27 protein-coding genes are annotated in these 26,009 nt (G+C 66.7%); 18 read left to right on the top strand and 9 right to left on the bottom strand.

The window, feature by feature from the left end; all coding sequences use genetic code 11:
* Positions 1–59: 59 nt before the first annotated feature.
* From J4H86_RS23880 to J4H86_RS23865, 4 genes are all read right to left on the bottom strand, one after another.
* On the bottom strand, positions 60–710 hold the full coding sequence (locus tag J4H86_RS23880; protein ID WP_236540540.1) for a histidine phosphatase family protein: 651 nt from the start codon (positions 708–710) through the stop codon (positions 60–62).
* Entirely contained in the window at positions 707–2,305 is a 1,599-nt protein-coding gene (locus J4H86_RS23875; RefSeq protein WP_236540538.1) for an FGGY-family carbohydrate kinase, read from the bottom strand. The genes J4H86_RS23880 and J4H86_RS23875 overlap by 4 nt, the downstream gene beginning before the upstream one ends.
* 474 nt (positions 2,306–2,779) lie before the next feature.
* Positions 2,780–4,081: an AAA family ATPase gene (locus tag J4H86_RS23870; protein ID WP_236540535.1), complete on the bottom strand. Its 1,302-nt coding sequence runs from the start codon at positions 4,079–4,081 to the stop codon at positions 2,780–2,782.
* 98 nt (positions 4,082–4,179) lie between these two features.
* A complete protein-coding gene (locus J4H86_RS23865) occupies positions 4,180–4,725 on the bottom strand; it encodes an SRPBCC family protein (protein WP_236540533.1) in 546 nt (181 codons plus the stop codon).
* Between the two features lie 284 nt (positions 4,726–5,009).
* On the opposite strand from J4H86_RS23865, the gene J4H86_RS23860 reads away from it, so the two are divergent.
* The 7 genes from J4H86_RS23860 to J4H86_RS23830 all read left to right on the top strand — a co-directional run bounded on the left by J4H86_RS23860 (position 5,010) and on the right by J4H86_RS23830 (position 11,281).
* A complete protein-coding gene (locus J4H86_RS23860) occupies positions 5,010–6,296 on the top strand; it encodes an MFS transporter (protein ID WP_236540531.1) in 1,287 nt (428 codons plus the stop codon).
* Positions 6,297–6,367: 71 nt separating this feature from the next.
* On the top strand, positions 6,368–6,961 hold the full coding sequence (locus J4H86_RS23855; protein WP_236540529.1) for a type IV toxin-antitoxin system AbiEi family antitoxin domain-containing protein: 594 nt from the start codon (positions 6,368–6,370) through the stop codon (positions 6,959–6,961).
* A 42-nt stretch (positions 6,962–7,003) separates the two neighbouring features.
* Entirely contained in the window at positions 7,004–7,297 is a 294-nt protein-coding gene (locus J4H86_RS23850; RefSeq protein ID WP_236540526.1) for an endonuclease domain-containing protein, read from the top strand.
* Positions 7,298–7,452: 155 nt separating this feature from the next.
* Complete coding sequence (locus J4H86_RS23845) at positions 7,453–8,055, top strand: C40 family peptidase (RefSeq protein WP_236540524.1); 603 nt, start codon at positions 7,453–7,455, stop codon at positions 8,053–8,055.
* Between the two features lie 26 nt (positions 8,056–8,081).
* Complete coding sequence (locus tag J4H86_RS23840) at positions 8,082–9,683, top strand: serine/threonine-protein kinase (protein ID WP_269134498.1); 1,602 nt, start codon at positions 8,082–8,084, stop codon at positions 9,681–9,683.
* 425 nt (positions 9,684–10,108) lie between these two features.
* Positions 10,109–10,492 (top strand): hypothetical protein, encoded by a 384-nt coding sequence (locus J4H86_RS23835; RefSeq protein WP_236540521.1) that lies wholly within the window; start codon positions 10,109–10,111, stop codon positions 10,490–10,492.
* Between the two features lie 189 nt (positions 10,493–10,681).
* Positions 10,682–11,281: a GNAT family N-acetyltransferase gene (locus J4H86_RS23830; RefSeq protein WP_236540519.1), complete on the top strand. Its 600-nt coding sequence runs from the start codon at positions 10,682–10,684 to the stop codon at positions 11,279–11,281.
* A gap of 39 nt (positions 11,282–11,320) precedes the next feature.
* Here the strand turns inward: J4H86_RS23830 and J4H86_RS23825 are convergent, their stop codons facing one another.
* Both J4H86_RS23825 and J4H86_RS23820 read right to left on the bottom strand, forming a co-directional pair.
* Positions 11,321–11,521, bottom strand: coding sequence for a DUF397 domain-containing protein (locus J4H86_RS23825; protein WP_236540517.1), 201 nt, complete (start codon positions 11,519–11,521; stop codon positions 11,321–11,323).
* Entirely contained in the window at positions 11,518–12,375 is an 858-nt protein-coding gene (locus J4H86_RS23820) for a helix-turn-helix domain-containing protein (RefSeq protein WP_236540515.1), read from the bottom strand. The genes J4H86_RS23825 and J4H86_RS23820 overlap by 4 nt, the downstream gene beginning before the upstream one ends.
* Positions 12,376–12,543: 168 nt before the next feature.
* On the opposite strand from J4H86_RS23820, the gene J4H86_RS23815 reads away from it, so the two are divergent.
* From J4H86_RS23815 to J4H86_RS23775, 9 genes are all read left to right on the top strand, one after another.
* Positions 12,544–12,906 carry a hypothetical protein gene (locus J4H86_RS23815; protein ID WP_236540513.1) on the top strand — a complete coding sequence of 121 codons (363 nt, stop codon included), beginning with the start codon at positions 12,544–12,546 and terminating at the stop codon, positions 12,904–12,906.
* Positions 12,907–12,910: 4 nt separating this feature from the next.
* The gene (locus J4H86_RS23810; protein WP_236540511.1) at positions 12,911–13,258 is read left to right on the top strand and encodes a hypothetical protein; all 348 of its coding nucleotides are present in this window, start codon (positions 12,911–12,913) and stop codon (positions 13,256–13,258) included.
* A 49-nt stretch (positions 13,259–13,307) separates the two neighbouring features.
* Positions 13,308–13,886: a PadR family transcriptional regulator gene (locus J4H86_RS23805; protein ID WP_236540509.1), complete on the top strand. Its 579-nt coding sequence runs from the start codon at positions 13,308–13,310 to the stop codon at positions 13,884–13,886.
* 82 nt (positions 13,887–13,968) lie between these two features.
* Entirely contained in the window at positions 13,969–15,264 is a 1,296-nt protein-coding gene (locus J4H86_RS23800; RefSeq protein WP_330932450.1) for a flavin monoamine oxidase family protein, read from the top strand.
* Positions 15,265–15,368: 104 nt separating this feature from the next.
* Positions 15,369–15,797 carry a VOC family protein gene (locus J4H86_RS23795; RefSeq protein WP_236544150.1) on the top strand — a complete coding sequence of 143 codons (429 nt, stop codon included), beginning with the start codon at positions 15,369–15,371 and terminating at the stop codon, positions 15,795–15,797.
* Positions 15,798–16,235: 438 nt separating this feature from the next.
* Positions 16,236–17,609: an LLM class flavin-dependent oxidoreductase gene (locus tag J4H86_RS23790; protein WP_236540508.1), complete on the top strand. Its 1,374-nt coding sequence runs from the start codon at positions 16,236–16,238 to the stop codon at positions 17,607–17,609.
* 20 nt (positions 17,610–17,629) lie between these two features.
* Positions 17,630–18,181 (top strand): flavin reductase family protein, encoded by a 552-nt coding sequence (locus J4H86_RS23785; protein ID WP_236540506.1) that lies wholly within the window; start codon positions 17,630–17,632, stop codon positions 18,179–18,181.
* Between the two features lie 4 nt (positions 18,182–18,185).
* Complete coding sequence (locus J4H86_RS23780; protein WP_236540504.1) at positions 18,186–18,635, top strand: ester cyclase; 450 nt, start codon at positions 18,186–18,188, stop codon at positions 18,633–18,635.
* On the top strand, positions 18,632–19,420 hold the full coding sequence (locus J4H86_RS23775) for a 2-keto-4-pentenoate hydratase (RefSeq protein ID WP_236540502.1): 789 nt from the start codon (positions 18,632–18,634) through the stop codon (positions 19,418–19,420). The genes J4H86_RS23780 and J4H86_RS23775 overlap by 4 nt, the downstream gene beginning before the upstream one ends.
* An 18-nt stretch (positions 19,421–19,438) precedes the next feature.
* Here the strand turns inward: J4H86_RS23775 and J4H86_RS23770 are convergent, their stop codons facing one another.
* The gene (locus tag J4H86_RS23770; protein ID WP_269134599.1) at positions 19,439–20,230 is read right to left on the bottom strand and encodes an IclR family transcriptional regulator; all 792 of its coding nucleotides are present in this window, start codon (positions 20,228–20,230) and stop codon (positions 19,439–19,441) included.
* 307 nt (positions 20,231–20,537) lie between these two features.
* Here J4H86_RS23770 and J4H86_RS23765 point away from each other — a divergent pair, with 307 nt between their 5' ends.
* Complete coding sequence (locus J4H86_RS23765) at positions 20,538–22,445, top strand: hypothetical protein (protein WP_236540498.1); 1,908 nt, start codon at positions 20,538–20,540, stop codon at positions 22,443–22,445.
* A gap of 74 nt (positions 22,446–22,519) precedes the next feature.
* On the opposite strand, the gene J4H86_RS23760 is transcribed toward J4H86_RS23765, so the two are convergent.
* Complete coding sequence (locus tag J4H86_RS23760) at positions 22,520–23,857, bottom strand: MFS transporter (RefSeq protein WP_236540497.1); 1,338 nt, start codon at positions 23,855–23,857, stop codon at positions 22,520–22,522.
* A complete protein-coding gene (locus tag J4H86_RS23755) occupies positions 23,850–24,890 on the bottom strand; it encodes a carbon-nitrogen hydrolase family protein (protein WP_236540495.1) in 1,041 nt (346 codons plus the stop codon). Before J4H86_RS23755 ends, J4H86_RS23760 begins: the two co-directional genes overlap by 8 nt.
* Before the next feature lie 199 nt (positions 24,891–25,089).
* On the opposite strand from J4H86_RS23755, the gene J4H86_RS23750 reads away from it, so the two are divergent.
* A complete protein-coding gene (locus J4H86_RS23750; protein WP_236540494.1) occupies positions 25,090–25,854 on the top strand; it encodes a TrmB family transcriptional regulator in 765 nt (254 codons plus the stop codon).
* Positions 25,855–26,009 lie beyond the last annotated feature (155 nt).

Raw genomic sequence — 26,009 nt, 5'->3', positions numbered from 1 at the left:
CAGGGCATGCGCGAGCACGTGCTCGGCGTGGTCGGTCGGGGACTCCTTTCCGGGGCCGGCTAGTCGTCGACGGCCAGGGGGACGTTGAAGCCGAGGACGGACCAGGAGGCGTTCCTGGTGTCCTCGGCGCCGGGGACGGAGTAGCGCAACGTGAATCCCGCCGTGTTGCGGACGACGGGGAACAGGTCGCGGTAGCGGGCCAGGGCGATCCCGGCGATGGAGCACACCATCAGACGCAGCAGGGTGCCGTGACAGACCACGAGTACCGTTCCGCCGAGGTTGTCGCTCACGACGGCGTCCAACGCGGCCCGACCACGCCGCGTCGCCCGAACCGGGTCCTCGCCGCCGGGGAGGTGGTGGGCGACGGGGTCACGTTCGAAGGCGGCCCGCTCCTGGGGCCACTGGTCCCGCATCTCCGCCGAGGTCAGCCCCTCCCCCTGCCCGAAGTCGACCTCCACGAGTCGTTCGTCGCGCAGCGGCATGACCCCTGCGGCCCGCGCGCACGGATCCGCGGTGTCCACGGCGCGGGAGAGCGTTGAGCTGTACACGGCCGTGAGGCCCGCACCGCCCGCCCAGCGTGCGAGGTTTCGCGCCTGGCGCACTCCGGACTCGTCGAGGGGAGCGTCGGTGCTGCCGCAGTAGCGGTTCTCACCGTGGTATGTCGTCTCTCCGTGCCGCACCACGTACAGCGTGGTCCGCGGGTTCGTCATTCGCCCAGCCCCTCCAGTGCCGTTCGTTCCAACTCCGTGCCGATCCACTCCCGGCGGCGGAGCTCGCCCACCAGGCGCGCGTATGGCTCGGCGAACCGTTGTGTCCCGCCCGGGCGGGGATCATACGAGCGTGTGGGGCCAAGCATGCGCTTCGCCACGCCGGCGAGGTCACCGGTCCCCGCCAGGTCGCCGCCGAAGGCGTTCTGGGGGCGTGGCCCCGAGGCCGCTTCCGGTGGCGGCGGGGATGGGGCCGACGTCGCCGATGGCCGGTCGCCGCGGGCGTAGGCCGCGAGGATGGCCATGCCGACGGCCCCTTGGGCGATCCCGGGCACGACGACGCCGCGGCCGAGGATGTCGGCCTGCAGTTGGGTCCAATAGGTGCTTCGGGTCGCCCCGCCCGTGAGAGTGACGGGCCCGTCGACGGTCGCGCCCAGTGTGGTCACCAGGTCCAGACAGAGCCGCTCCACGAACGCCACGCCCTGCAGCAGGGCCGCGAAACGCTCTCCGTCGGAGTTGGCGACGCCGAGAGCGATCGCGTGGGCGTCGGGGTTGTGGAAGGGAAACCGCTCCCCCAGTCCCCCCAGCGGGTAGGCGACCTGTGGGGACGGCTCGTGTTTCGCGGCGGCACGCGTGAAAGCGTCAAAGGACTCCGGCGAGAACTCCTTGTTGATGGGCACCGTGCCCGCGCTGGAGGCCCCGCCGGGCCACCACGCCCCGTCGGGGCCGCGATGTGAGTACAGGGCGCCGGTGGGGTCGCGCAGCAACGCGGTGGAGGCCCCTTTGAGCACCAGCGTGGTGCCCACCGAGAACTGCCACCGGCCCACGTCAAGCACTCCGGCCGCGATCTGTGCCGCGCACCCGTCGGTCATGCCGGCGACGACGGGTGTGCCCGACGGGACCCCCGTGGCGCGGGCGGCGCGGGCGGACACCTCCCCCAGGGTGGCGCCCGGCCACACCAGTGGGGGGAGCAACTCCGGCGCGAGGCCGAGCCGGGTCAGGTCGTCGGTCGGCCAGGTGCCCCGCGCGGGGTCGGCGCCGCTCTTGAGGGCATGACTGGTGTCGGTGGCGGCGGGACGGCCGAGGAACCGGGAATTGATCAGGTCGGCCTGGTGGGTGAGACGGGCGTGACGTGGAGGCCTCTCGTGCTCCATCAGCCACAACGCCTTGGGCAGCGCCCACGTGCGCTGGGGAGTGAGCCCCGCCTCCCGCCACGCCGGCACGATCGCCGCCCGGACTCGTTCGCCCTGCTCTTGGGCACGAGCGTCGTCGTACATCAGGGCGGGAGTCAACGGGCGAACCGGATCCTCGCCGGTGGGTTCGGTGAGGAGTATCGTCCCGGAGGTCGCACAACAGGCCAAACCTCCCACCTCGGCGGGCCCGGCCTCCGCCATGGCCGATTGACAGGCCTCGGCCACCGCCGCCCACCACCGCTCCGGATCCTGCTCGTGCCGGCCCTCCGCGGGACGACTGCTCTCCAACGGAACTGACGCCGACCCCAGGATCACACCCTCGTCATCGACGAGAACAGCCCGGACGCTCTGCGTACCCAGGTCGATCCCCAGCCAGCCCCGCTGCGCCCCGCGGCGCTGAACCATTCCCAGCCCTCCCCACTGTTACAGACAATGTGAACTTAACACTCATTGTTGATATTTGGCTATCTCGGGAGGGACCAAAACACGGGGCGTTCCGACCGTCGCAGGTCAATGGGGCTCCCGGCACCGGAAGGCGCTGCGACAGCACGCCGCGTGGACTGGACGTCACAGAGAGATCGATTCGGTACGTTCCAATTCCCCGGATGAGGGAATAGATGGCGGAGGAGGCTACGCGGGCCCCAAGCGACCACGGGCCGCCGGGCTCCCGCCGCCTCCACATCCCCGCACAACGCGGCCCTTGGGCCGTTCCACTGGCGGCCCCGGCGTCCTCGGAGTTGTTTGCGCCAGACCAATTCCCCGCCGGGGCCGCTTGTGGTGGGCGTGCGGTCGCCGGTGGCGTGCTCATTGGGGGCGGAGCGGCTCAGCCCTCAGTGTCGGGGAAGCACGAACCGGTAGTCGAGAGTGGAGGATCGGCGCCTACCGGTCGTCCTGCCGGGGCTGGTCGGGAGCATCATTCGATTCGTCGCTTTCCCGTTCGGCGAGTGCCGCTAGGAACAGATCATCGTCGAGGAACGGCGTCGCCCCGAATCGCCCAGCCAGGTAACGCTTTACCCGGGCGCCCGCATCGTCATCACCGTAGCCAGAGTAGGGGTAGAGCTCGGTCGCGCCACCGGCGTCCTTCTCGGTGAACCAGATCTGGTCCTGTTCCAGCACGACCCGCCCGCGGATAACGCCGAGCAGCAGGGGATCATGACTCGTGAAGATCAGCTGAGCGTTCAACGGATTCGTCTCTGGACTCTGAAAGAGTTCGATCAATCGCGCGGACAGGGCTGTGTGGAGGCCGACGTCGATCTCGTCGACAACGAGGGCTTTCCCCCTGCCCCTCAGAACCCTCAGCACGGAGAAGGCGAGCCGCAGCAGTGCCCGTATACCTTGCGACTGCTCCCATTCCTGCAAGGGATCCGATTCATCTCCACCGTAGTGATAAAAAAGCCAGCGAGGCATTACCCGGTCTTCGCCGCGCTCGGAGACAATTCGCTCCTTTTTGATCGACACCCGCTCAATCCCCGTGTCCGCGGCACGCAGGATGGCGGAGAGCCGGCGTAACGAATCATCATCAAGCTGATACGGCGCAGGGACGGCAGGCGAATAAAGCATACTGGGACTACTCATTGAGAGGTCACGACCAAACCAATCCAACACCGGGTTGAGCGCGCCGAGATCATCGCCGACAATCAAGCCGGGCCTGATATCCGCGAATACTTCCATGACGAGCGCGTTTGATTCGAACTCGATAACATCCTCGATGACCGACCTGACCGTTCCTTCGGATATATCGTCGCCGCGACGGTGAAAGATGACAGTCTTTTGGTTGTTCGCCGAATAGCTGTACAGCCATTCCTCCACAACAGCCTCGTCGGTGACCGAGAAGCCGTATGTGCACCGCTGTTCGTCCAGAAGGAGATCCACCACGTACGTTGAGGCGCTCGCCCGCGCCTCCGCGTCGAGACGGAAGGGCCACCGAGGGAGTGGCACAACTGGCTCCGGCTCCTGAGGGAAGCGGTGATTTCCCCGCAGCACCCGCTCTTTCATGTCCCACAACGCGCGCACCACGTTGGACTTGCCCGAGGCGTTCGGGCCGAAGATGCCCACTACCGGGAGCGCGCGTGCCTCACCAGGAGGCGGCAGCTCGTCACCCTGCTGCTCGGACGGGGTGAGCACGAGGTGCTGCTCGTCGCGCAGCGACTTGTGGTTTGTCACGCGGAAACGCAGCAGCATGCTTGTCTCCGGTCCGGCGCTTCTCGAAGGTGCGTTGCTTGTGCTCACCTTAGGACCGAAAGATCCGCGCGCGGTATGCATTCCGTAGTCGGCGTCGGTCACCTACTACGCGATGGCTTTCCCTCCACCAGTTCCTGCACGCCCTGCACGGTCCTCAGCATGGCCGCCTGGATTTCGGCGATGCGGGTGTCGATGATTTTTTCTTCGTGGTCGGGGTGGCGTTCGATGGCGAGGTTCATGGCGGAGCGGGCGGGGCCGAGGGACGTGTCGTGGACGACACGGGTTCCCCCCTCTTCAGTGGGGGTCAGGGTGAAGTGCCAGGTGGCGATCGGTTCCGTGGGGGTTCCGGTGAGTTCGCCCAGGCGGGTGTCGATGGCGATGACGGCCCAGGCGAAGTGGTGTTCAGGCGCGAACTCGACGATTTCGGAGACGCTGCGCCAGTCCCCCAGGTGTTCGTTCTGGTTGTAGCCGGCGAAGCGGGCCCCGGAGGCGGGGCCGGTGGCTCCGTCCAGCCATTCCACACGTTGTAGTTCGGGGCTGAAACGGGCGGATAGCTCGATGTCGCTGACCACTGGCCACACTTGGCTAGGGGCCGCGTTGACAATGACCTCCGCTTCGGCGCGCGGGCCGTCGATCCACCGCATCCAGACCTCCCATGGAATCGCTGGGGCGCCACGATACCGAGCGCAGGAGCGGGCGAGCGTGGTCGGGGTCAACGACAGCGTGGGCTACTACTCGAACCGAAAAATCTGTGGTCGATGAGCCTCCGCGGGCGTACACTACTGATCGTTTTGCTCCTCTCTCGGCTCACCAGCGCCGATTCCTCTCCACGCCGTGTTCGCGAGTCTTCGGGTGCGGCGCGCGTCAAAGACGAAAGCAGCCCACATTGACCGGCTCGAGTTCCGGCCCTCAGCCAGCGGATGAGCCGGTGGGAGGACTGCGCCTGCTCGTTGCCAACGCCCCGTTCCGTGCGTTGTTCACGTCACGAACCGTCTCCTATACCGGGGAGGCGGTCAGCCTGGTCGCGCTCATGCTGTTCGTGGCAGACTCCACCGGCCAAGCGATAGCGATCTCCGTACTGCTACTGGTCGGGGACTTCTTTCCCGCCCTGCTGGGACCTGTCTCCGGTGCGATCAGCGACCGCTTCGATCTCAAGCGGGTGATGATCACCTGTGAGGTGGTCCAGGGGGTCGCGCTGCTGTTGATCGCGCTCTCGATGCCGCCCTTGCCAGTGCTCCTGGTCCTGGTCGCCGCGCGGGCGACGGCTGGCCAGGTGTTCTTGCCGGCGTCACGCGCGGCCGTACCCGGTCTGGTCCGCGAGAAGGATCTGGAGTCGGCCAACGCCAGCGTCGGGTTCGGCACCAACGGCGCCGAGGCCGTCGGGCCACTGGTAGCGGCGGCGCTGTTCCCCTTCCTGGGGGTCCAGGGCGTGCTCTTCGGCGCGGCGCTGGCCTACGGGTTCTCCGCGCTCGTCCTCCTGCGGGTGCATTCCCTCCCCCCGGCTCCTAACGACGGCACACCGACCTCCCTTGTTGCCGAGGCCAAGGAAGGGCTGGGCTACATCTGGTCGATCACGCCGATCCGGTTGATAGCGCTGGGCTTCTGCGTCGTGGTCGCCTTCAACGGGATCGACGACGTGGCACTGGTGGTGCTGGCCAAGGACGACTTCGCGGCGGGGAACGCGGCCGCCAGTCTGCTGCTGGGGGCTGTGGGCATCGGACTCGTGGGGGGCTACGCGCTGCTTGCCCGCTACGGCGGGTACAGCTCGATGCTCGTCCTGCTCCTCATCGGGTTCGCCGTGAGCAGCCTGGGCAATCTGCTGACCGGCTTGGCGTGGGCTGTCGCCGCCGCCTTCGCCCTGCAGGCCGTGCGGGGCATTGGTATCGCGGCGATGGACGTGGCGACCAATACCCTGCTCCAGCGCATGGTCCCGTCCCGGATACTCGGGCGGGTGTTCGGCAACCTGTACGGGGCGGTCGGCGTGGCCGCCGGACTGTCTTACCTCGGCGGTGGTCTGTTGCTCGACGCGACCTCGGCGCCCGTCACGCTCATCGTCGCGGGAGGGGGTGGGATCGTCGCCACCGTCGCGGTCGCCCTGACCCTGCCGCGCGCCCTGCGTCGAGCGGGCAGGAGCGGTGGCGGCGACGACGCCGATCCTGGCCACGGCCGCGACGAAGACCGCGGCTCCGCGGGCGCCGACCCGTCCACTCCGTGATCGCCATGGCCGCACAGGATCCAGCCTGTGGATAACCAGCGAGACCGGGGCACCGTGGCGCATTGTGAGTCATGGCCAATCACAAACACCTTGAGGCCGCCGAGAAACTCGCCGGCCAACAGCACGGCGTGGTGTCCCGGGAACAAGCCGTGGCACATGGAATGTCCATTCCCCAGATCGGTTATCGACTGAAGCGCGGGTACTGGCTCTCGGTACACCACGGCGTCTACCGGATCCGCAGGATGACCGCGAACACCGAACGTGGGCGCCTGCACTCGGCCGTCAAGGCCGGGCAGCTCATTGCGGGGCCGGCGGCCGTCGCCGTGGGAGAGACCGCGGCCCGGTTGTGGGGGTTGCAGGGGCTTCCCCCGTGGCGCGGGGAGGTCGTACTCGCGGGGAAGCGATCGAAGACCTACGCGGGAGCACGGGTCCGGCTCCACTCGTGGTCCATCGAGGAGAACGAGATCCAGCGGCGCAACGGGGTCCGGATCACCACGATTCGGCGCACGCTACGGGACCTGATGTCGACGCAAGGCCGCGACATCGCGGTGTCCTTGGTCGACTCCGCGCTCAACAGGCAGGCGGTGCGTGGCGAACACCTGCTCCGGGAGGTGAGCGCCACGGGTGGGAGACAGCCTGACGGGCGACTGCGGCGGTCGTGGTGAGCGCTGACCGACGGCCGCGCCGAATCGCCCCTGGAGACCCGGGTGCGTCTGCGCTGCCAGGACGCCGGTATCGAGCCGGATCAACTGCAGTACCCGTGCGTGGACAACGCCGGGAACCTCATCGCTGTGGTCGATCTGTTGTTCCGCGAGGCCCGCGCCCTCGTGGAGTGCGACGGCCAGGAGCCCCACCGACATCCAGAGGCGCTGTACCGCGACCGCCGTCGCCAGAACAAGCTCGCCCAGGCATTTCCCGGATGGCGGATTCTCCGCTTCACCTGGAATGATGTTTTCGAACCCGACTACATTCCCTCGATGATTCGCAGGTCCTCGAAGTAGATGATCTACTCACCACTGCCCAGTACGCATTTTGATCTTGATACTCGGCACCCCATCGACGCCCCGGCCCTGTTCCCGTATGGGTAATACCGTTACGGTGGACTGAACCAGGGACAGACCGATTCCCCCGAAGGTGATCTTCCCGGGAGGCACCGGTGGCTTCCATTCTGGAGCACGGCATCGCCATTGGCATTGGCGCCGCCATCGTCACTACCGTCGCCGCGACGGATATCCCGGACCAGATTCACGACGGCGTACGCGAAGCGGTCTGCCTGGTCGAGGGACCGGAGTGTGGCGGGGAGACCTGGACCGAACACGACCGCCCGGACGAGCCGGAGGAACCTCCCGCGTTCGGCATCGGCGGCGGTGTCGAGATCGGCGATGTCGACCACGAGGACCTACTCACCGTCATCGAGTGGGCGGTCGCCCAACAAGGCAAGCCCTACCTGTGGGGCGGCAACGGCCCTGACGCGTTCGACTGCTCCGGTCTCATCCAGCAGGCCTACCTGCAAGTGGGGGTGAACATCCCGCGCACCACGACCACCATGTGGCCGGCGTTACCGGAGGTGAGTCAGAGCGAGCTGACTCCCGGAGACCTTATCTTCCTAAACATGGGCAGCAGCCGCCCCCAGCCCGACCACATGGGGATGTTCATCGGCAACAACCAGATGATGCACTGCGGGAACCCGTGTCAGGTCGTCACACTCGACAGCTACTGGCAGCAGCGCTACATGGGCGCCCGCCGCGTGATCACGTAGCTTCTATACCTCGATTTCTATACCTCATGGCCTCTCGTCGTCCTTTCCCCGCCACCCTCAAGCCCGTAGAGGCCGGTGATCCCAGCCGCGTCGGGCCGTACCGGATCGTGGGTCGGTTGGGCGCCGGTGGGATGGGCGCGGTGTACGGCGCAGTCGACGGCGACGGCCTGTGCTTGGCCGTCAAACTGGTCCATCCCGAGTTCGCAGACAACGACGAGTTCCGAGCGCGCTTCGCCCGCGAGGTACGACTGGTGGAACGGGTCAATGCCCGGTGTACACCAGCCTTCGCGGGCGCCGACCCCGACGCGGATACCCCCTGGTTGGCTACCGAGTACGTGCCCGGGCCCACCCTGCGCGAGCATGTCACGACCTCGGGCCCGATGCCGGAAGGAATGGTGCTCGCATTGGCCGCCGGATTGGCCGAAGCGCTTCACGCCATCCACAGTGCCGGCATCGTGCATCGGGACCTGAAGCCCAGCAATGTGATCCTGGCCCCGGACGGACCCAAGGTGTTGGACTTCGGCATCGCCCGCGCGCTGGACGGCACAGGGATCACCCGCACCGGCGGTCTGATGGGTTCGCCCGGCTGGATAGCGCCAGAGCGGTACCACGGAGCGGAAGCAAGCCCGGCAGCCGACATCTTCGCCTGGGGTGGATTGGTTGCATTCGCCGCGACTGGACGTTCCCCCTACGGCACCGGGAGCCCTCAAGTTGTTGCGGACCGTACGATGCACAATTCACCTGACATTCAGGGAACACCGGAGGTCTTGTATCCCCTCGTGGAAGGTGCGCTCGCTCCCGATCCCAACGCTCGCCCAGAGCCTAGGGAGCCGCTTACAGCCTTAAAATCTCACACTGGGTACTCGATTCCAGACGATCCTCCGTCAACTCTTGTTGCAACACTGATCGAGACGGAATGGCGCAATCTCCCCGACACGATCCATGTCCCCCAGGACTGGAAAGCACACGCGGACAGCGGAACGTATTCGCGGGTTTGGGTAGTCATGGCCACGGCAGCCGTAGCCCTGGTCATCCTAGGTGCGACAACCTACCTCACCCTGGATCACACGAGTGAAACAGATACGGCGGAGACGCAGGATCCCCCTTCTTCGGCATTGGAGGCTAACGACTCCAATCCCGAGCAGCTCCCCGATAACGTCGCGGGCGAGGGCGAGTACATAGCCAGTGATCCAGGGATTTACAGACAATCCATAAACGGGGAGCCAATTATTGAAATAACTATGGAGACAGCTGATCCCTCGCCGACAGGAGTCGACTTCAACGGAAGCGTAGAATATCTAGCCGAATCTGGATCGCTGTCCTTCGGCAGTGGATACTTCTACGTTGCGACGGGTGACACCACTGACCCTGCTGATAGCGCGAACTGGATCCATGAGCCGGGAGAGATACTCGGTGTTCTCTCTCCGCAAGAGCCGAAGATCCAATTCACCTTGAGTGTATCCATGGCTGGTAATAACGGAGCCGGGGCACTCGTGCTGAAAACGGATACACCCCAGACAGACCCCCACCTCTGCTACCGCTCCGAGCCCTACGCGGAGACGGGCACACAGTTCTTGCACAATGAGGGTGATTCGTGGCGGGACTGCGCGGCGGACCCGTATGAGTAGTACCTGGGTCCGCCCCCCACAGGGCGGGGGGCGGATGCCAGGATCCGCACACACCGTTGAACGGCGCGGCTGCCCTCCATCGAAACGGAGGCTGCGACGCGTCCCCCTTCCGAACGCACTCCCATCCTGCCGCGCCGGGCGCTGAAGCGCAGCGGTTTCCCCAAATCGGTGCGGGGCAAGTTGTGGTCGATTCATCGGGGTTCGACGTGTCTTGTCGGTGATTGGGATGGCCCCGGGGTACGGTCGACGCATGTCCCGCGCTCTTCGGAGGCGCCGTGCATCCGTATTTCCGTCCTGGCATGCCGCTGGCACCCAAAGCGCCGCGACGACGCCTGTCACCCACAACGTGGTCCGTTCTTCGGCGCGGCTGTGGCTGCGGGTTGCTGACTGGCGCGGGGGTGGCGCTCGCGGTTGGCGCTGCCTTGTTGGTTCCCACGATTGAGCCTGGGGAGACCGATCATGCCGGCGGGGAGAAGACGCGGCGGGACCCTGTGCTCAGTTACCTCGACGAGCAGGCCGCCGCGATCGACTCGTTGCTCGGCATACCGGAGGGGGACGTCACCCTGGCCGATGTCGAGAGCGCTCTCAGCAACGAGGTGCAGTACATCGACCTCTACACCAACGGTGACGACGCCAAGTGGTTCGCCACCGTCGACGACCACCCCCAGTTCACCGCCGCGTGGGAGGTGGAGGACTGCCTGTGGGGTTACCAGGCACTGGTGGCCGATCCGGACCACAATGCCGCGAACGAGCTAGCCGTCCGCGCCGACTGCGCTGAGACGATTGACTTGGTGCGCTCCATCCGGTGACGGCTTGGGGCCGCAAGGGGTGGCAGCCGTCTTCCCTGGCTTGTGGGTCGCGCCGGCGCATCAAGCGCACGGCTCGCTGGAATCTCGGTCAGGGTGCGCTCCGGGCTTGGGTCCGTGGGACGAGCCAGTTCGCGTCACGGACTACCGTCGAAGGCGACGTACCCATCGACGACGAAACAGGGAATCCGTATGCCCGCTGCCGCTGATCGCGTCCGACCCGCCAACCCCCAGGACGTCGACGCCGCCGTGGAGACGCTCGGCCAGGCCTTCGCTGACTACTCCTGGATCCGCCATACCGTGGCCGCCGACGACCACGGACAGCGGGTTCGCCGGATGCAGCGACTCTTCTTCGAACACATCGGGTTGGTACACGGGAGTGCCTGGGTCTCCGATGACGTCTCCGCGGTGGCGGTGTGGACGACGCCGGACACCGACGTCGCTGCCGCCTTCGCGCCGCTCGCCGAGGCGGCGGCGGAGATCTCCGGTGACCGGGCGGAGTTCTCGGCCCGGGCGGAGGAGGCGATGAACCCGCACCGTCCGACCACCCCGGTGTGGTTCCTGGGCACGGTGGGGGTTCGGCCCGACGTGCAGGGGCGAGGACTCGGCAAGGCCGTGATCCAGCCCGGGCTGGACGCCGCCGAGAAGGCAGGCGTGCCCGCGTTCCTGGAGACCTCTGAAGAGGGCAACGTGCGCCTGTACGAGAAGCTCGGGTTCACCATCACGGCCGAAGTTCGGCTGCCGGACGACGGTCCGACAACGTGGTGTATGGTCCGCGAACCGGTGCGATGACGAATCTGGCGGGGGCGGTGGGGATCCCGCCCCCGGCGGCTACACCAAGTCGTCCGGTTCGCGCTTCACGGCACCGATGAAGGCCGCCCATTCGGTATGGGGGAACGGGAGAACCGCAGCACCCGGGTTCTGGGAGTCACGCATGGCCACGGCGCCAGGGGTGAGGGCAGCGCACTCGACGCAGTTCGGTCCTTCCGGCTGACTGTAGCTGCTCTTCCGCCAGGGCAGGTTGTTGGTCATGAGGGCCACTCCAACTCATCATGAAGTCCGCGCATGAATTCCACCGATTGATGGACATCGAGCGACAATTCGCGCACTCCATTATATATATGCCGATACTGTTCGACATGCGCCGGGTCATCGAGATAGAAGCCATCATGGGCGTTCTCAAGGAATACAACCGAGGCACCTGGGGCTAACGGGAAGTCGAGGACCACAAACTGTCCGGCGACCCCAGGGTGCGCCCCTGCCGAATTAGGCACGATGCGGAGTTCGACGTTTGGCTGCTCGTTCGCGGCAATGAGGTGGCGCAACTGAGCGCGCATGATCTCCGCACTACCGATGAACTTCCGCAGAGCGGCCTCATCGATCACGGAGCATACCGACAGCGCTCCGGCGCCATGGAGACGCTCTTGACGTGCAAGTCGAAGTTGCGTCCGTCGCTCGATTACATCGAGCGACACCCGTCCCCGAAGCATCGCTGATGCATAGTCAGCGGTCTGGAACAGCCCAGGGATGACCAGGGCTTCGTAGGACCATAGTGACTCCGCTTCGGCTTCAAGCGCGACGTAGGAGCTGGAGCCGAGGAGGTCGCCATAGCGCTCCCACCAGCCTTTCAGCTTGCTCTGCTTCGCCAGCTCCACGAGGGCGTCCCTCTCTTGTCCCTCTGATACGCCGTAGTACTCGGCTAGCGCGCGAATGTCCTGTGGGTTAAGCCGCTTCCACTTCCCACGTTCCATCCGGTTGACCTTCGTCCGATCCCAACCCATCGCGTCGGCAACCTCGGCCGCGTTGACTCCCCTGGCTTGCCGAAGCCGACGCAGCTCAGCGGACAACTGACGGTGGCGCACTGACATCACAGGATCACTCGGCACGCAGGTCCTCCTTCGTCATCGACAAGCGAGCATAGAACGAAGCTCTCCCTCAGGTTGAATTTACCCAATGTGCAAAACCCACTTGTGCGGGTGTCGCATGGGGCATAATCTGAACCCATCGCTGGTCGCACTCAGCGATCAGCCTGATCCCCTGGGTGGTGAACCCCCATGTCCCCACACTCCCCTGCCCCAGTCGTCGTCCCTCCGGATGATCCGCTCGGCAGCCTGTCTGCGGCGCTGAAGGAACGGGGGCTGCACACGCGGGTCGATCGGCCCTACGGCGTCGTGGACGCGCGCATCCCCGACTTCGTCGCCCTCGCCGGCTGTTACGGACGCGGGAAGCAGCGAATCGGCCTTCGCCCCGTCCCCATCACCGGCGAGCTCTGGTGGTACCTCTTCTGGCCGGCGGAACACTTCGAGACGCACATCGTCCCGTTCGAGATGGAGAAGCTGCGCCCGGCCGGCGACGTCACCGAGGTGGCGCGACTGGTCCGGCAGGTCCTGGTCCTTTTCGAGCGGGAGGAGTGGTGACGCCATGTCCTACATCTCTCCGCCATGGCACTGCGGCGCGCGCCGCCACCGCCCCTGCGTACTCTCGGCGGGACACACGGGCCCGCACCAGGACGTCGAAGGCGAACGGTGGGCTCCGTTCCGGCACGACGACTCCGGCCTGCACTACGGGATCGTGAACACCGGCCAGGCCGCCTGGATCGGCCGCGTGCCCGGTGTCTACATGGTTCCGCGCAGCGCGCTGCTCATCGTCACCGGCGAGGGCCTGAACGAACTCCAGCAGACCCTCGGGGGAACGGTCGAGCACCACGGCCACAGGATCGAACTCTGCGTGGACAACGACGCGTTGATCCTGTGGCCCATGATCCAATGAGGCTTACCTGGCGGTTCGCATGATCGGCCCATGAAATAAGTTCTTGGGCGTGAAGTTCCTGATTCTCGGCCTGCTCCTCACCCACTCGATGTCGCTGTACGAGCTGCACGCGCGGTTCGCGTCCGGCCTCGGCCACATCTACTCCGCGAGCTACGGAAGCATTCACCGAGCTCTGCGGCAGTTGCACGAGGCCGGTGACGTGATGCTCGTCTCCGACTCGGTCGCGCCGCGTAACGCGAAGCGCTACACCGCGACCGACCAGGGGCGGCAGGCCTGGCGCGACTGGATGCGCAATCCACTGCGCACCGAGGACTCGGAGGCGTCGATGCTGGCTCGCGTGCTCTTGCTGGGCTGCCTCGACTCCCCCGCGGAACGGGAGACTGTGCTGCGGGCACTGCATACCCGCGCTCTCGTCGACCTGCAAGAGCTGCGGTCGATCGATCCCGCTCTCAGCCATGCGACGGACCACCATCCCCCCCACAGCCGGCCCGGCCTCCACTACTCCCGCGTGACCCTGGACTACCGCTTACGCACGGCCCAGGGAACCGTGACGTGGCTCGAGCGACTGATCAGTGAGAACCAGCCGGCTCCCATCGTTGACAGGCTCCCGTCCGTAACCATACGCTGAACGACGTGTTCATTCATTGAACGTTATCGTGCATCAATGGTGTTCCTGACCCAAACCCCCGTTCGGAGTTACAGGAGACGGTGTGACCGAGAAGCGCGATGTGGTGATTGTCGGCGCCGGAGTGGCGGGGCTGGTGGCCGCCCGGGAGCTCACGCGGCAAGGAATCGACGTTGTTCTCCTTGAGGCCCGCGACAGGATCGGCGGGCGGACCTGGACTGACCATCGACTCGGCCGGGACCTGGAGATGGGGGGCACCTGGCTGCACTGGACCCAGCCGCACGCGTGGAGTGAGGTCTCCCGCTACGGACTGGATGTCACGCGAGGGCCTCGCTCCCGGGAGACGTACTGGCTCGCCGGCGACGAGGTGCGTCGCGGCACACTCGACGACTTCATGCGGCTCATCGACCCGGGTATGACCCGGCTCCTGGCAGACACCATGGCCTGGATCCCGCGCCCGGACGCGCCGTTGACAGTGGAGTCCCTCGCCGAGGTGGATGGGGTCACCGTGCAGGAGATGGTGGATCGGCTCGATCTCCCCGTCGAGGAGCGCAATGCCAACGAGGCGGCCTGGGTCGGCCACCTCAATGCTCCGCTGGACCAGTGTGCCTTCACCAGTGCCCTGCGGTGGACCGCCGCCGCGGCGGGGTCCTGGCACCTGATGCACGAGGCGTCCGCCATCTTCCGGCTCGTCGACGGGACCCGTGCGCTGGTGGACGCCATCGCGAAGGACGCCGGCGGTGAGATCCGTCTGGACTCGCCGGTCTCCTCCATCACACACGGCGAGCACTCCGCGGTCGTCACCTACGCGGACGGACAGGTCGTCGAGGCCTCCCGCGTGGTGATCACCGTTCCGCAGAACGTCCTCCACCAGCTCCAAGTGTCCCCGGAGCTGCCCGCCGGAAAGATCCAGCCCAGCGCGGAGCGGACCGCCTCGCAGGGGGTCAAGGTGTGGATCCGGGTGCGCGGTCCGATCACCCCGTTCTTCGCCTACTCCTCCCAACACCACCCGCTCGCCGTCGTGCGCACCGAGTACATCGGCGACGACGACGCCGTCCTGGTGGCGTTCGGGCCGGACGCGACGCGCATCGACGGCAACGACCGTGGGGCCGTGAACAGCGCTCTCAAGGTCTGGCGGGACGACCTGGAGGTGCTGGAGGTCACCAGTCACGACTGGATGGCCGACGAACGCTCCAAGGAGACGTGGTTCATCCAGCGCCCGCACCAGCTCACCCGGTACCACGAACAGCAGCGCCGCAACGAGGGTGTGCTGCACTTCGCCAGCAGCGACTACGCCACCGTCTGGGCGGGGTTCATCGACGGCGCCATCGAAAGCGGACTCCGCGCCGCACGAGAGGTCCGCACGACGCTCTCCGGGTGACGGGCCGTCGGGTGTTTCACCCGGAAAGCGCCGCCGGCGAACGCCGTGTACTCCCAGACAACGTCGTACACGCGTTCTACGCTACGCCTATGACGATCAATCGCATGGACCACGTCAATGTCGTGGTCGATGACCTGCCCGCGGCGGTCGCGTTCTTCGTCGAGCTGGGGATGGAGGTGGAGGGCGACGCCCCGATCGAGGGTGCGTGGGTGGACCGGGTGAACGGGATCGACGGCCTGCGGGTGCACATCACCATGATGCGCACCCCGGACGGTCACAGTCGCCTTGAACTGACGAAGTTCCACGCCCCCGACGCGATCACGCCGGAACCGGAGAACTCACTCCCGAACGTCCTGGGCCTGCGCTCGGTCATGTTCGAGGTAACCGATATCGACGACGTCATTGCCCGCCTGCGGGGACACGGCGCCGAGCTCATCGGCGAGGTCGCCCGCTACGAGAACAGTTACCTCCTCTGCTACCTCCGCGGCCCGGCGGGAGTCATCATCGCCCTCGCCGAGCCGCTCGACGGCTGACGACACCGGGACGCCATAACCACCATCTCGCCACCGTCGAGGGGTATCCCCTGGTGCGGCCTACCGCGACGACCTCGCGCGGTTCGGCGCGCCCACGCCTCCAGGCGGCGGCGCACCAGCCCGGCCTGTTCGCCCAGGAGGACCACCCCGCGCACTTTCCATCCCTCGAGCTTGGTGCCCAGTAGGGCGAAGGTGGGCCGGTATCCCCCACCGACACATGCCTTCACGAGCGCCGGGCAACGTCCCTCCCCAACACCGCGTGTGCGTTCAATCAGCGAATTACCCGTTCAACTTGCGGCGATCCACGCGACGCGTCGACTCCCCACAAAAACCGCACAACACCACCCCAAGAGTATTGACGCGCCTCGGAGTCGAGTCTTACCTTGGGCCCATCTAGTGAACATGTAGTTCATTACACGAACACATGAGGTGAGGTCATTGACGAACAAGATGACGATCTTCGCCTTCGACTTCGCGGGACCCGCGCATCTGTCCGCGGGACTGTGGCGACACCCGGACGACCGCAGCGCGGAGTACGCCTCCGTGGACTACTGGGTCGAGTACGCGAAACTCCTGGAGAGCGCCTGCTTCGACGGGATCTTCTTCGCCGACAACGTCGGCTACCACGACGTCTACAAGGGGGATGTGGCCGCCGCGCTGCGCGACGTCGCCCAGATCCCCGCCAACGACCCGTCCTACGTGATCCCGGCGATGGCGGCGGCGACCGAGCACCTCGGGTTCGGGGTCACCTCCTCCACCGCCTACGACCACCCCTACGCCGTGGCCCGGAAGTTCGCCACCTTGGACCATCTGACCAAGGGCCGCATCGGATGGAACGTCGTGACGTCCTACTCCGACAGCGCCGCGCGCAACCTCGGTTCCGGCACCCAGCGCGCGCACGACGACCGGTACACGCACGCCGAGGAGTTCCTGGACGTGTGCCTCAAGCTGTGGGAGGGATCCTGGGAGGACGGCGCCGTCACCCGCGACTCGACCACAGCCACCTATGTCGACCCGGGCAAGGTGCACCCCGTCGGACACACTGGCGAACACTTCACGGTGCCGGGAATCTTCCTGTGCGCCCCATCGCCGCAACGAACGCCCGTCATCTTCCAAGCCGGGGGGTCAAGCCGAGGTGTCCGGTTCGCCGCGGCCAGCGCCGAGGCCGTCTTCATGAACGCCACCTCGAAGGCGTCGCTTAGGAAGCAGGTCGACGCTCTGCGCGCCCAGGCCGCGGAGTTCGGCCGAGACCCATCCGGGATCGGGATCCTGCAGATGGTGACCGTCATCAGCGCCCGCACCGACGCCGAAGCGGAGAAGAAGTACGAGGACTACCTGGAGTACGTCTCCTACGACGGCGCCATGGCGCGCTACAGCGGGTGGACCGGCCTCGACATGGCCGAGTTCGACCCCGACACTCCCCTACGGCACGTCAACACCAACGCCGGGCAGACCATGGTGGACATCTTCGCCAAGATGGACCCGGACAAGGAGTGGACTCCCCGGGACATCGCCGCCTACATCGGTATCGGTGGCGCCTCACCCGTCATCGTGGGCGGCCCCGAGACGGTGGCCGACGAACTGGAGTCCTGGGTCACCGAGACCGGGATCACCGGCTTCAACGTGGGCCACGCCGTCAAGTACCAGGACATCAAGGACTTCACCGAGTTCGTGGTGCCGGAGCTGCAGCAGCGAGGCCTGATGCGCACGCACTACGACGCCGCGACGCTGCGGGAGAACCTGTCTGCGGCCGGCTCCGCGCGGCTGCGCGACGACCACCACGGCGCGGCGTTCCGCGCTCTCGCGGGTTGAGTGGACACGAGGAGGCCAGGATGACCACCATCGACACAGTCGACGAGGACATCACCGTCACGCCGGAGGACTACCGCTCGATCTTCGGCCTGCTGCCCACCGGGGTCGTGGCCATCACGGGCATGACGCCCGACGATCGTCCGCTCGGTTTCGTCGTCGGCACCTTCCAGTCCCTGTCCCTCGACCCGCCGTTGGTGACCTTCTGCGTCGACAAGTCCTCAAGCACCTGGCCGTGGTTGCGCTCCATGGAGCGGTTCACCGCCAACGTGCTCTCGACGGATCAGTTGTCGGTGTGCAAGGCGCTCTCCCGCAAGGGGCCGGACAAGTTCACCGGCCTCTCCTACGACCGCAGCACCGTGGACGCGCCGCGACTGCGGGGTTCGACCGCGTGGATCGACTGTGACGTTCTCTCCGAGATCGTTGCGGGCGACCACTACGTGATTGTTGGTTCCGTCGTCGCCATGGAGGCCGGCGCCGGGGACGCGCTGATGTTCCGTGGCGGAACGTTCGGAGAGTTCACCCTCTGGGACGGCCCCGCTCCGGAGCCCAAGCCGATCGCGGAAGGACACTGAATCGATGTCCACCATGCTCGCCACCATCGCCACCGCCTGGACCCGCGCCTGGAGCGACGGGGAGACCGCGGCGTTCGAGGAAATCACCTCACCCGACTACGTGCGGATCTCCAAGACCGGACGGGAGCACCTGCCCGAGGTGCTTACCCAGATCCGTGAGTCCCACGACGCCTTCACTGGCTTCACCATGGAGATCCTGCACGCGGTCGAGGACGGGGACATGATCGCGATCCACTGGAAGAGCAGTGGACGCCACACGGGGACCTTCATGGACGTGCCGCCGACCGGACGCACCGTCACGGTGCAGGGCGCGGCGTTCCTACGGCACCGCGACAACCGGATCACCGAGGAGACCGTGGTGTGGGATCCACGTGAGCTGCTCTCGGCGATGAACATCTGGCACATCGGCACCCGCCGGCCGGGCCGCCGCACCATGGAGGGCGTTCCCACGTGACCTTGGACATCGACGCGCTCGCCGACACTCTCGTGGCCGCACGGGACGCCGGGAAACCCGTCACCGAGTTGCCGGGGGCGACCGGCCCCGAGGCCACGGCGCGTAACGGATTCCGGGTGCAGCAGGAGGTGATCCGGCGCTTGGTGGATCGGGGTGACCGAGTCGCCGGCTTCAAGCTCGGGAACATCGCCAAAGCGATGCAGACCCAGTTCGGTGTGGACGAACCCGACTACGGCTACCTGCTGGCCAGCCAGTTCCATCCCGAGAACCTGGCGATCGCCCGGTCCGGCTTCATCCACCCCTACGTGGAGCTGGAGCCGGCCTTCGTCCTCAAGGCCGACCTGGGTGGCCCATACGTCACGGCCGCGGACGTGATCAGCGCCACCGACTACGTCGTCCCCGCTCTGGAGATCATCGACTCACGGGTCAGGGACTGGAGGATCGGCATCTTCGACACCCTGGCCGACTGCGGCTCCTCCGGAGGGGTCGTTCTCGGGGCGCAGCCACGGGCGCTCAGCGAGGTCAACCTGTCCGACATGCCGGGGGAGATCCGTCTCGACGGCGCGGTCGTCGCCCAGGGCAACACCCGCGCGATCTACGGCAACCCGGTGTCGGCCGTCGCGTGGCTCTGCCGCCGCGTCGCCGACTACGGGGTCACCCTGCGCTCCGGGGACGTGGTGCTGCCAGGAAGCTGCCTGGCGGCGGCCCGTTTGCACACCCCCGGCACGGTGACCGGCGGTTTCGCGGCGTGGGGCGAGGTGGGTTTCGAGCTCGCTCCCGGCTAGGGACGGATGGGACGCTGTTCAGACGCCGGCGGAGTCCGCTCCGGTCACGACGCTGGCGTCGAGCGGCGGCCCGGACAGGTTGTGGGAGATCTTCAACGCCGCGATGCGCAGCGGCTTGACGAACGACTGCACGTGCGCGGACTTCATGCGTTGGTCCAGACCGGAGGCGGCGAGAACACCGATGAGCTGGCCGGCGTTGTCCCGAACACCGACGGAGACTCCGAAGAGGCCCTCCTCCAGTTCGTTGTCCAGGGTGGAGTAGCCGAGAGCCCGCACCTCCTCGAGCTCGGACAGCAGGAGACCGCGTTCGGTGACGGTGTACTGGGTGATCGCCTCCAGGTTCTCCGGCAGCAGCGCTTTGACCTGGTCGTCGGTGAGGTTCGCCAACATGATCTTGCCGGTGGCGCTGGCGTGCAACGGAAAGTCCTTGCCGATGTAGCCCTGCGACGGGGACAGGAGGTGTGAACTGTCGGCCTCGGCGACGAGGTCGAATGTGGTGGGGCCGGTCACCACCGCGTAGCCGATGGTCTCGTTCAGCTCGGCCGCGAGCCGATCCAGCACCAACTGCACCCGCGGAATGATGCCGCGGTGCGGGTCCGCCCTGCGGCCGAGCCGGGCCACCTCCCACCCTAGGGAGAAAACCCCGTCCGACTTTTCCAGGAAACCGGCGTGCGCCATACTGAGCAATAGTCGAAATACCGTGGGCCGGGCCAGTCCGGTGATTTGCGCGAGTTCTGTCGCCGTTACTCCCTGCGGGTAATTCCCCATTTGACTGAGCAGAGTCATCGCCCGAATAACCGACCGATTCATCATATCGGGCGCGTTAGCGGTATCGTCGTTCTCGCTGCTGTCGGCCACGTTAATCTTCTGCTTCCCTACGGTTATGTCGCTTTCCACTATATCGACCACGTGTCCCCATGGGTCGGTACCTGCGTCAACGCCGTACGGCGCGCACGCCGCGTGAGGGCACGGATCCCCGGCCACACGTGTCATTCGTCGCGCCCTCGGACGGCGTGACGCACGCTTCGCGACCCCCTGGCCGTGATCGGCCGTTCTCGGGACTTTCCGCCACGGACGGTCTTCACTGGAGAGATACGAGATCACGATCGGAGTTCCCTTGTCTTCTCCTCCCTCCCGTCGGCTTCCTTTTCGGCTGCTGTCCCTCCTGTGCTGCGCGGGGACCGCGTTCGCGCTGAGTAGCGCTCCGGCACTGGCGGACCGCGCGGCGATGCGGGTGGAGGCGTTCTTCCTCCCTGAAACCGCGGTCGTCGACGGCCTCACCGGGATGACGACCGACGAGTCCGGCGAGCTCGTGATCGCGGAGGAAGGGGGTCTGGTGTCGGAGGAAGAGGAGGAATCCTCCGCGTCCATCGTGCGTGCCGAAGGCCGTAGTGGCTACACCCCACTGGTCACGGTCCCCCCAGACCACGCGACACCACATGACGTCGCTGTCACGTCGGACGGCGACATCTACTTCTCCACAGGTGACGCGGCGGTCCACATCGTGGGGGACGATGGCGAGGCCGAGGAAGTCATCCCGCCAGATGGCTCCCAGAGGTCCTCTCCCACCCTCGCCGCCGGCCCCGACGCCCTGTACGTGGCCCGGTCCAGCGAAATCTCCCGCGTGAACATCGCGGATCCGGAGGATGACGAGCCATTCGTCGATCTGGACTCCGAGGTGCGGGGTATGCACGTACAGCGGAACACCCTGTATGTCGCGACTGACGACGACGCGCTCGCGATCGAACACCCAGAACTCGGCGACGGCGAACCGGAGTCCGTGCCAGGGGAACTCCTCGAGGAGGGCGCGGCACTAGACGTCACCGTCGACGCCGCCGGTCGCGTCTATGCCATCGGAAACGCCGGGCTGATCCGCTTCGACGACGAGGGGCCGCAGATCCTCCCCGACATTCCCGGAACCAAGCTCGAGGCGACGGCGCAGGGGATCGTGGTCGCCCAGGAGTCCTCCCAACTCCTACTGGTTCGATGGACCACCGAGGCCGAGGACGCCGTCTCTCTGGGATGGCCCGGTGTGCGTGACGCGACGGACGCCACCGCAAGCGAGGAGAGCGAGCCCGGAGAGCTTCTCACCATCACGCCCAGGACGCCTGGAACGCTGAACCTCACGTCCGGCGGCGGTGTCATGGGACTGGAGGATGATCACTACCGAGACAATCTCACCGTGCCACTCCGCTTCATCCATACTCTGTGGGGCCCGTCGGACGTATACGAGACGGTGGACGGCACAGCCTGGCTCCTGGACGATGGCAACCTGCTGACGTTCCCCGGAGACGCGAACCTCGACCAGGGCGCACCGGTTGATCCTGTGGTCTTCGGCGAGGATCTGACGCCCGAATCTGAGCCCGAGAGGGTCTGTACGCAGTTTCAACACCACCTCGCTCCAGGCGATGGCCGCCTGTTCCTCGCGACTGACTGCGACGTGTTCGTGCTCGGCGACTTCGGGCTGCGACAGTTGTCCCAGCCGGATGACCTTGGATTTGTTCGGGGGATCACAGCGCGAGGGGACACCGTGCATGCACTGGCGGACAGCGGCGACGACGTCCGAGTCGTCGCCATGAACTCCCAAGGTGAGGCGGAGACGACGTTCACCACCGAGGGCATGGACAATCCCCCCGACCCCGACGGCCTCGCGGTCGACGCGGACCGCACCTACTACATGTCCGACGGGGGCCGGATCCTGCGGGTTCGCCACGACGATATCGACGTCATCGCGGGCGCCACCGACGAGCAGGAGGTCGAGGACTCCGACGCCGCCACCGAGACGGTGCTGCGGTCCGCCCGAACCCCCGTGCTGGACAGCGCCGGCAACCTCCTGTTCCGCAGCGACGACGGATTGCACGTCCTCGTGGACGCCGCCGACGCCCCGGTCCACCCGGACAACGAACCGTGGCGGGTACCGCTCATCATCGGCTCCGTGACCGTCGCGGCCCTCGCGGTCGCGGGTGGTGTTCTCCTCTGGCTGCGGAAACGGGTCGCTGCGGCTCCCGAATCCGGGCGGCATTGACCCCGCGACAGTGGGGTCGGGTGCACCCCCACACGTTCGATGTCGAGAAATCCTGGTGGGGGCGCACACGTGGGTTAGACGTCCTCCAGCTCCAGGTGGCGCAGGTCCTTGGCGATGTAGCCGCCGAGGAACAGCAGTATGCCGCCCGCGGCCAGGATGACGACGGGTGTGTAGTCGTAGTTCATGAAGGTGCCGAGGCCCACCATGTAGTAGGCGTAGAAGGCGGGGACCACGCTGGGCAGGCTGTAGGCGATTCCGTAGCCCGAGGCGCGGACCTCGGTCGGGAACAGCTCCATCAGGAACGCGGTGATCATCGCCCAGACGAGGAGCCCGCCGATGATGGCCATCCCGGCGAACACGATCAGGAACACCTCGTCGCGGAACAGCACCGCCAGGGACAGGGTCAGTGAGCCGACGACCAGGTTGATCGCGCCGAGGGCCATCAGCACCTGGCGGCGTCCGCACAACTGGCCGAGATGGCCCACGAGCGGGAACAGCACGACGGCGAGTCCCGCCGCGATCAGGATGATGACGTTGATCCGGGAGACGTCCACGCCTAGGCCACTGAAGTGGCTGGAGAACACCCCGACCGTGCCGTTGAGGGTGAGCCAGCAGCCGGTGCCGACGACGAAGGCGATCCCGAACGCCTTCAGGTTCTTCCCGCTGAACAGCACCTTGAGCGGGTTGCCGGACTCCGGGACCTTGGACCACAGTTCCGACTCGGGAACGGCCTTCCAGTACAGGACGAACAGGGCCGAGCAGAGCAGGAAGCCGATCCCGAAGGGGATACGCCACCCCCACTCGGAGTACGGGGCGTCGGCGCCACCGGCCGGGAACGCCGCCAGGGTCACGATGGTGACAACGGTGATGGTGCCCAGCGCCGCCGGATATCCCATGTTGATCAGGGATCCGTAGATTCCGCGCCGGTTGCGAGGCGCGTACTCCATGGCCAGCGGGTTGGCGGCCGTGTACTCGCCGCCGAGGAAGATCCCGTCGAAGAGCCGGAGCACCACCAGGAGCACGAGTGCCCACACGCCGATCGTGGCGAAGCCGGGCATGACGGTCATCGCGCCGGTGCAGACCGCGGACCCGCCGGCGGCGATCAGTGTGGTGCGCCGGCGGCCGAGGCGGTCGCCCATGGGGCCGAAGATGATGGATCCCAGCGGACGGCCGATGATCGACGCGACGAAGATCAACGCGGTGAAGATCGCCATGTCGATGTTGGACGTGTCGGTGGCCGCGAAGTAGGCCATCGCCGGGGCCAGGGCGATGACGGGCAGGTAGATGTCGTACATGTCGACGAAGAAGCCGAACATGGCGCCGCCGAGCGCGCGCCGGCCCTTGGCGCGGTAATGAGGTGAGGTGCGGTCGGGCGGATCGGTGTGGGCTGTGGCCTGGGCGGTGTCAGTCATCGCTGGTGTCTCCGGCGGGGACGGGTCCCCGGGGTGAGGACCACCGGTCCCGCTCACCGGTGAGAGTCACCGGTGAGGGGCGGCGGTCGTCCACGTGAAGCTGGAAGAGGTCGGACCGTTGGTAGGTGCCGACGATGTCGTGTACGCGCTTGAGGACGACCTGGTCCTGGATGTCCACGTCGGCGTAGAGGATGCCTTCGGTGCCGACGAGCGGGCCGGCGAGGGTCTCGCCTCGTGGGCCCACGATGAGCGAGGCGGTGGGCGCCCCGCGCAGGAGCTTCTCGACGCGTTCGTCCCCACCGGCGACCGCGGCGACCGCGTCGTCGCCGAGGGCCGTCGCCGCGACGACGCTGAACACCTTGCCTTCGAAGGCGTGCGCGGCGCTGCGAATGCGGATCGCGTCTTCCAGGTCGTAGTCGACCTCTCCCTCACGCTGGTCGAAGGGCCACGCCGGCGGGTAGGACGCGACGTGCAGCCGTTCCCCCTGCGCGAGGAGGGTGTAGCGGGCGAGGGTGTTGGTGTTCTCGCCGCAGATGAGCGCCCCGAGGTTCCATCCGCCGAGGTCCACCGGCTTCAGGTCGTGGGCGTCGCCGTGTGACCAGGTCAGGCGTTCGTAGTAGGTGGCGACGAGCTTGCGCCTGTGGTTCACCAGGGTGCCGTCGCGGTCGAAGATCAGGTTGCTGTTGAAGACCTGTCCCAGTGAGTGTGGGGCGCGTTCGTTGACGCCGATCGACAGCACGACCGAGTTGCGTGCGGCGATGGCGGCGATGCGGTCCACGTCGGGGCCGGGCACGGTGAGCGACGAGGCGACGAGTCGTTCGTGGAGCTCGTGCTGGTCGATGGGAGGAAGGACGCCGCCCCAGATGGGGAAGCCGGCGACGAAGCTCTCCCCGAGGGCGACCAACTCAGCGCCCTGGGCCGCGGCCTCGGCGACGAGGCTCTCCAACTTGTCCAGGGTCGCGGCGACGTCCAGGAACGCAGGGGAGGCCTGGATCGCGGCGACGCGGACTTTGGGGAGCTCTTGGGCGGTCACATCGGCCTCCTTGGAGGGGACGCAGGAAATCGGGCTAACAGAACGGGGCCAGAAATGGGTGTCGACGGATCTCGACAACTATTCCGGGCCGGTTTAGGCTGCCAGGAACCGTAAGCGAGCAGCACACGACGGTCAATAGCCGACTGATTAGTAATGTCATTCTTTGCTTGTCGATGACGTCCGACGCGGAGACAAAAGATTGCTTGAAGAATTGGAACAGATCGGGCTGGACCGGAAGGAGGCCGCGTTCTATCTGGCGGTGCTGAACCTGGACCGGCCCACGGTCGCGGAGGCGGCGGAGCACGCCAACCTGACCCGCACCAACGGTTACGACATCGCCAAACGGCTCACGCGGCGCGGATTCGTCAGCTCGGCGGAGACGGCCGACGGGGAGCGGAGGCAGGGGCGGACCCGCACGGTGCTCACCCCCAACGACCCGCAGGTCCTGATAGACGAGTGGCACCACCGCAAACGCGCGCTGGACGAGATCCTGCCTCGGCTCCAGGCGATGCGCGCCAAGGTCGGGGCGCATCCGCGTGTCCGATACCTGGAGGGTGCGTCCGGAATCCGCAAAGCCCTGTTCGAGACGTTGGACTGGCCGAGCCCGATCCAGGGGATCCTCTCCATGCGGGACCTGCTGGCTGTCCCTGGGGAGGCGGCGATGCGGGAGTACATCGCCGGCCGCCGCGAACGTGGACTGTGGCTGCAGGTCGTGCGTTCCCCCGAGAAGGACCTCGCCGACCGCTGGCACTCCAGCCGCTACGACCTGCGCGAGACCCGATACGCGCCCGAGGGGCGCATCTTCACCATGACGATGGTGATCGGCCCGCAGACCGTCGCCGCGCTGTCGTCGCGTGGGGAGAACTTCGCGATGATGATCGAGAGTCGCGAGTACGTGGAGATGCAGCGCCATCTCTTCGAGGTGCTGTGGAACGCGAGCACCCCGGACGCCGCCCCGGAATGACGGGCCGGGGCGATCCTCCCTCGCACGGTGAGCAGCATGGACGGCGACCCGCGACGCCTTCGGGACCCTCCTGGCCTTGCTCCCGATCCGCGCTCGCGACCCCACCTCACGCGCGAGGGAACCCCAATGCCCACACTGCGACACACCATCAGCGG

The sequence above is a fragment of the Spiractinospora alimapuensis genome, from assembly GCF_018437505.1.
Taxonomy (GTDB): Bacteria; Actinomycetota; Actinomycetes; order Streptosporangiales; family Streptosporangiaceae; genus Spiractinospora; species Spiractinospora alimapuensis.
The sequence above is the reverse complement of the archived record's forward strand: the minus strand, read 5'-3'. Positions and strand labels throughout refer to the sequence as shown.

Bases quoted from the DNA above. Each gene is read 5' to 3' on its own strand.
- J4H86_RS23880 (WP_236540540.1), bottom strand. From the start codon at position 710: ATGACGAACCCGCGGACCACGCTGTACGTGGTGCGGCACGGAGAGACG.
- J4H86_RS23875 (WP_236540538.1), bottom strand. From the start codon at position 2,305: ATGGTTCAGCGCCGCGGGGCGCAGCGGGGCTGGCTGGGGATCGACCTG.
- J4H86_RS23870 (WP_236540535.1), bottom strand. From the start codon at position 4,081: ATGCTGCTGCGTTTCCGCGTGACAAACCACAAGTCGCTGCGCGACGAG.
- J4H86_RS23865 (WP_236540533.1), bottom strand. From the start codon at position 4,725: ATGCGGTGGATCGACGGCCCGCGCGCCGAAGCGGAGGTCATTGTCAAC.
- J4H86_RS23855 (WP_236540529.1), top strand. From the start codon at position 6,368: ATGGCCAATCACAAACACCTTGAGGCCGCCGAGAAACTCGCCGGCCAA.
- J4H86_RS23840 (WP_269134498.1), top strand. From the start codon at position 8,082: ATGGCCTCTCGTCGTCCTTTCCCCGCCACCCTCAAGCCCGTAGAGGCC.
- J4H86_RS23830 (WP_236540519.1), top strand. From the start codon at position 10,682: ATGCCCGCTGCCGCTGATCGCGTCCGACCCGCCAACCCCCAGGACGTC.
- J4H86_RS23825 (WP_236540517.1), bottom strand. From the start codon at position 11,521: ATGACCAACAACCTGCCCTGGCGGAAGAGCAGCTACAGTCAGCCGGAA.
- J4H86_RS23815 (WP_236540513.1), top strand. From the start codon at position 12,544: ATGTCCCCACACTCCCCTGCCCCAGTCGTCGTCCCTCCGGATGATCCG.
- J4H86_RS23810 (WP_236540511.1), top strand. From the start codon at position 12,911: ATGTCCTACATCTCTCCGCCATGGCACTGCGGCGCGCGCCGCCACCGC.
- J4H86_RS23795 (WP_236544150.1), top strand. From the start codon at position 15,369: ATGGACCACGTCAATGTCGTGGTCGATGACCTGCCCGCGGCGGTCGCG.
- J4H86_RS23785 (WP_236540506.1), top strand. From the start codon at position 17,630: ATGACCACCATCGACACAGTCGACGAGGACATCACCGTCACGCCGGAG.
- J4H86_RS23780 (WP_236540504.1), top strand. From the start codon at position 18,186: ATGTCCACCATGCTCGCCACCATCGCCACCGCCTGGACCCGCGCCTGG.
- J4H86_RS23770 (WP_269134599.1), bottom strand. From the start codon at position 20,230: ATGAATCGGTCGGTTATTCGGGCGATGACTCTGCTCAGTCAAATGGGG.
- J4H86_RS23760 (WP_236540497.1), bottom strand. From the start codon at position 23,857: ATGACTGACACCGCCCAGGCCACAGCCCACACCGATCCGCCCGACCGC.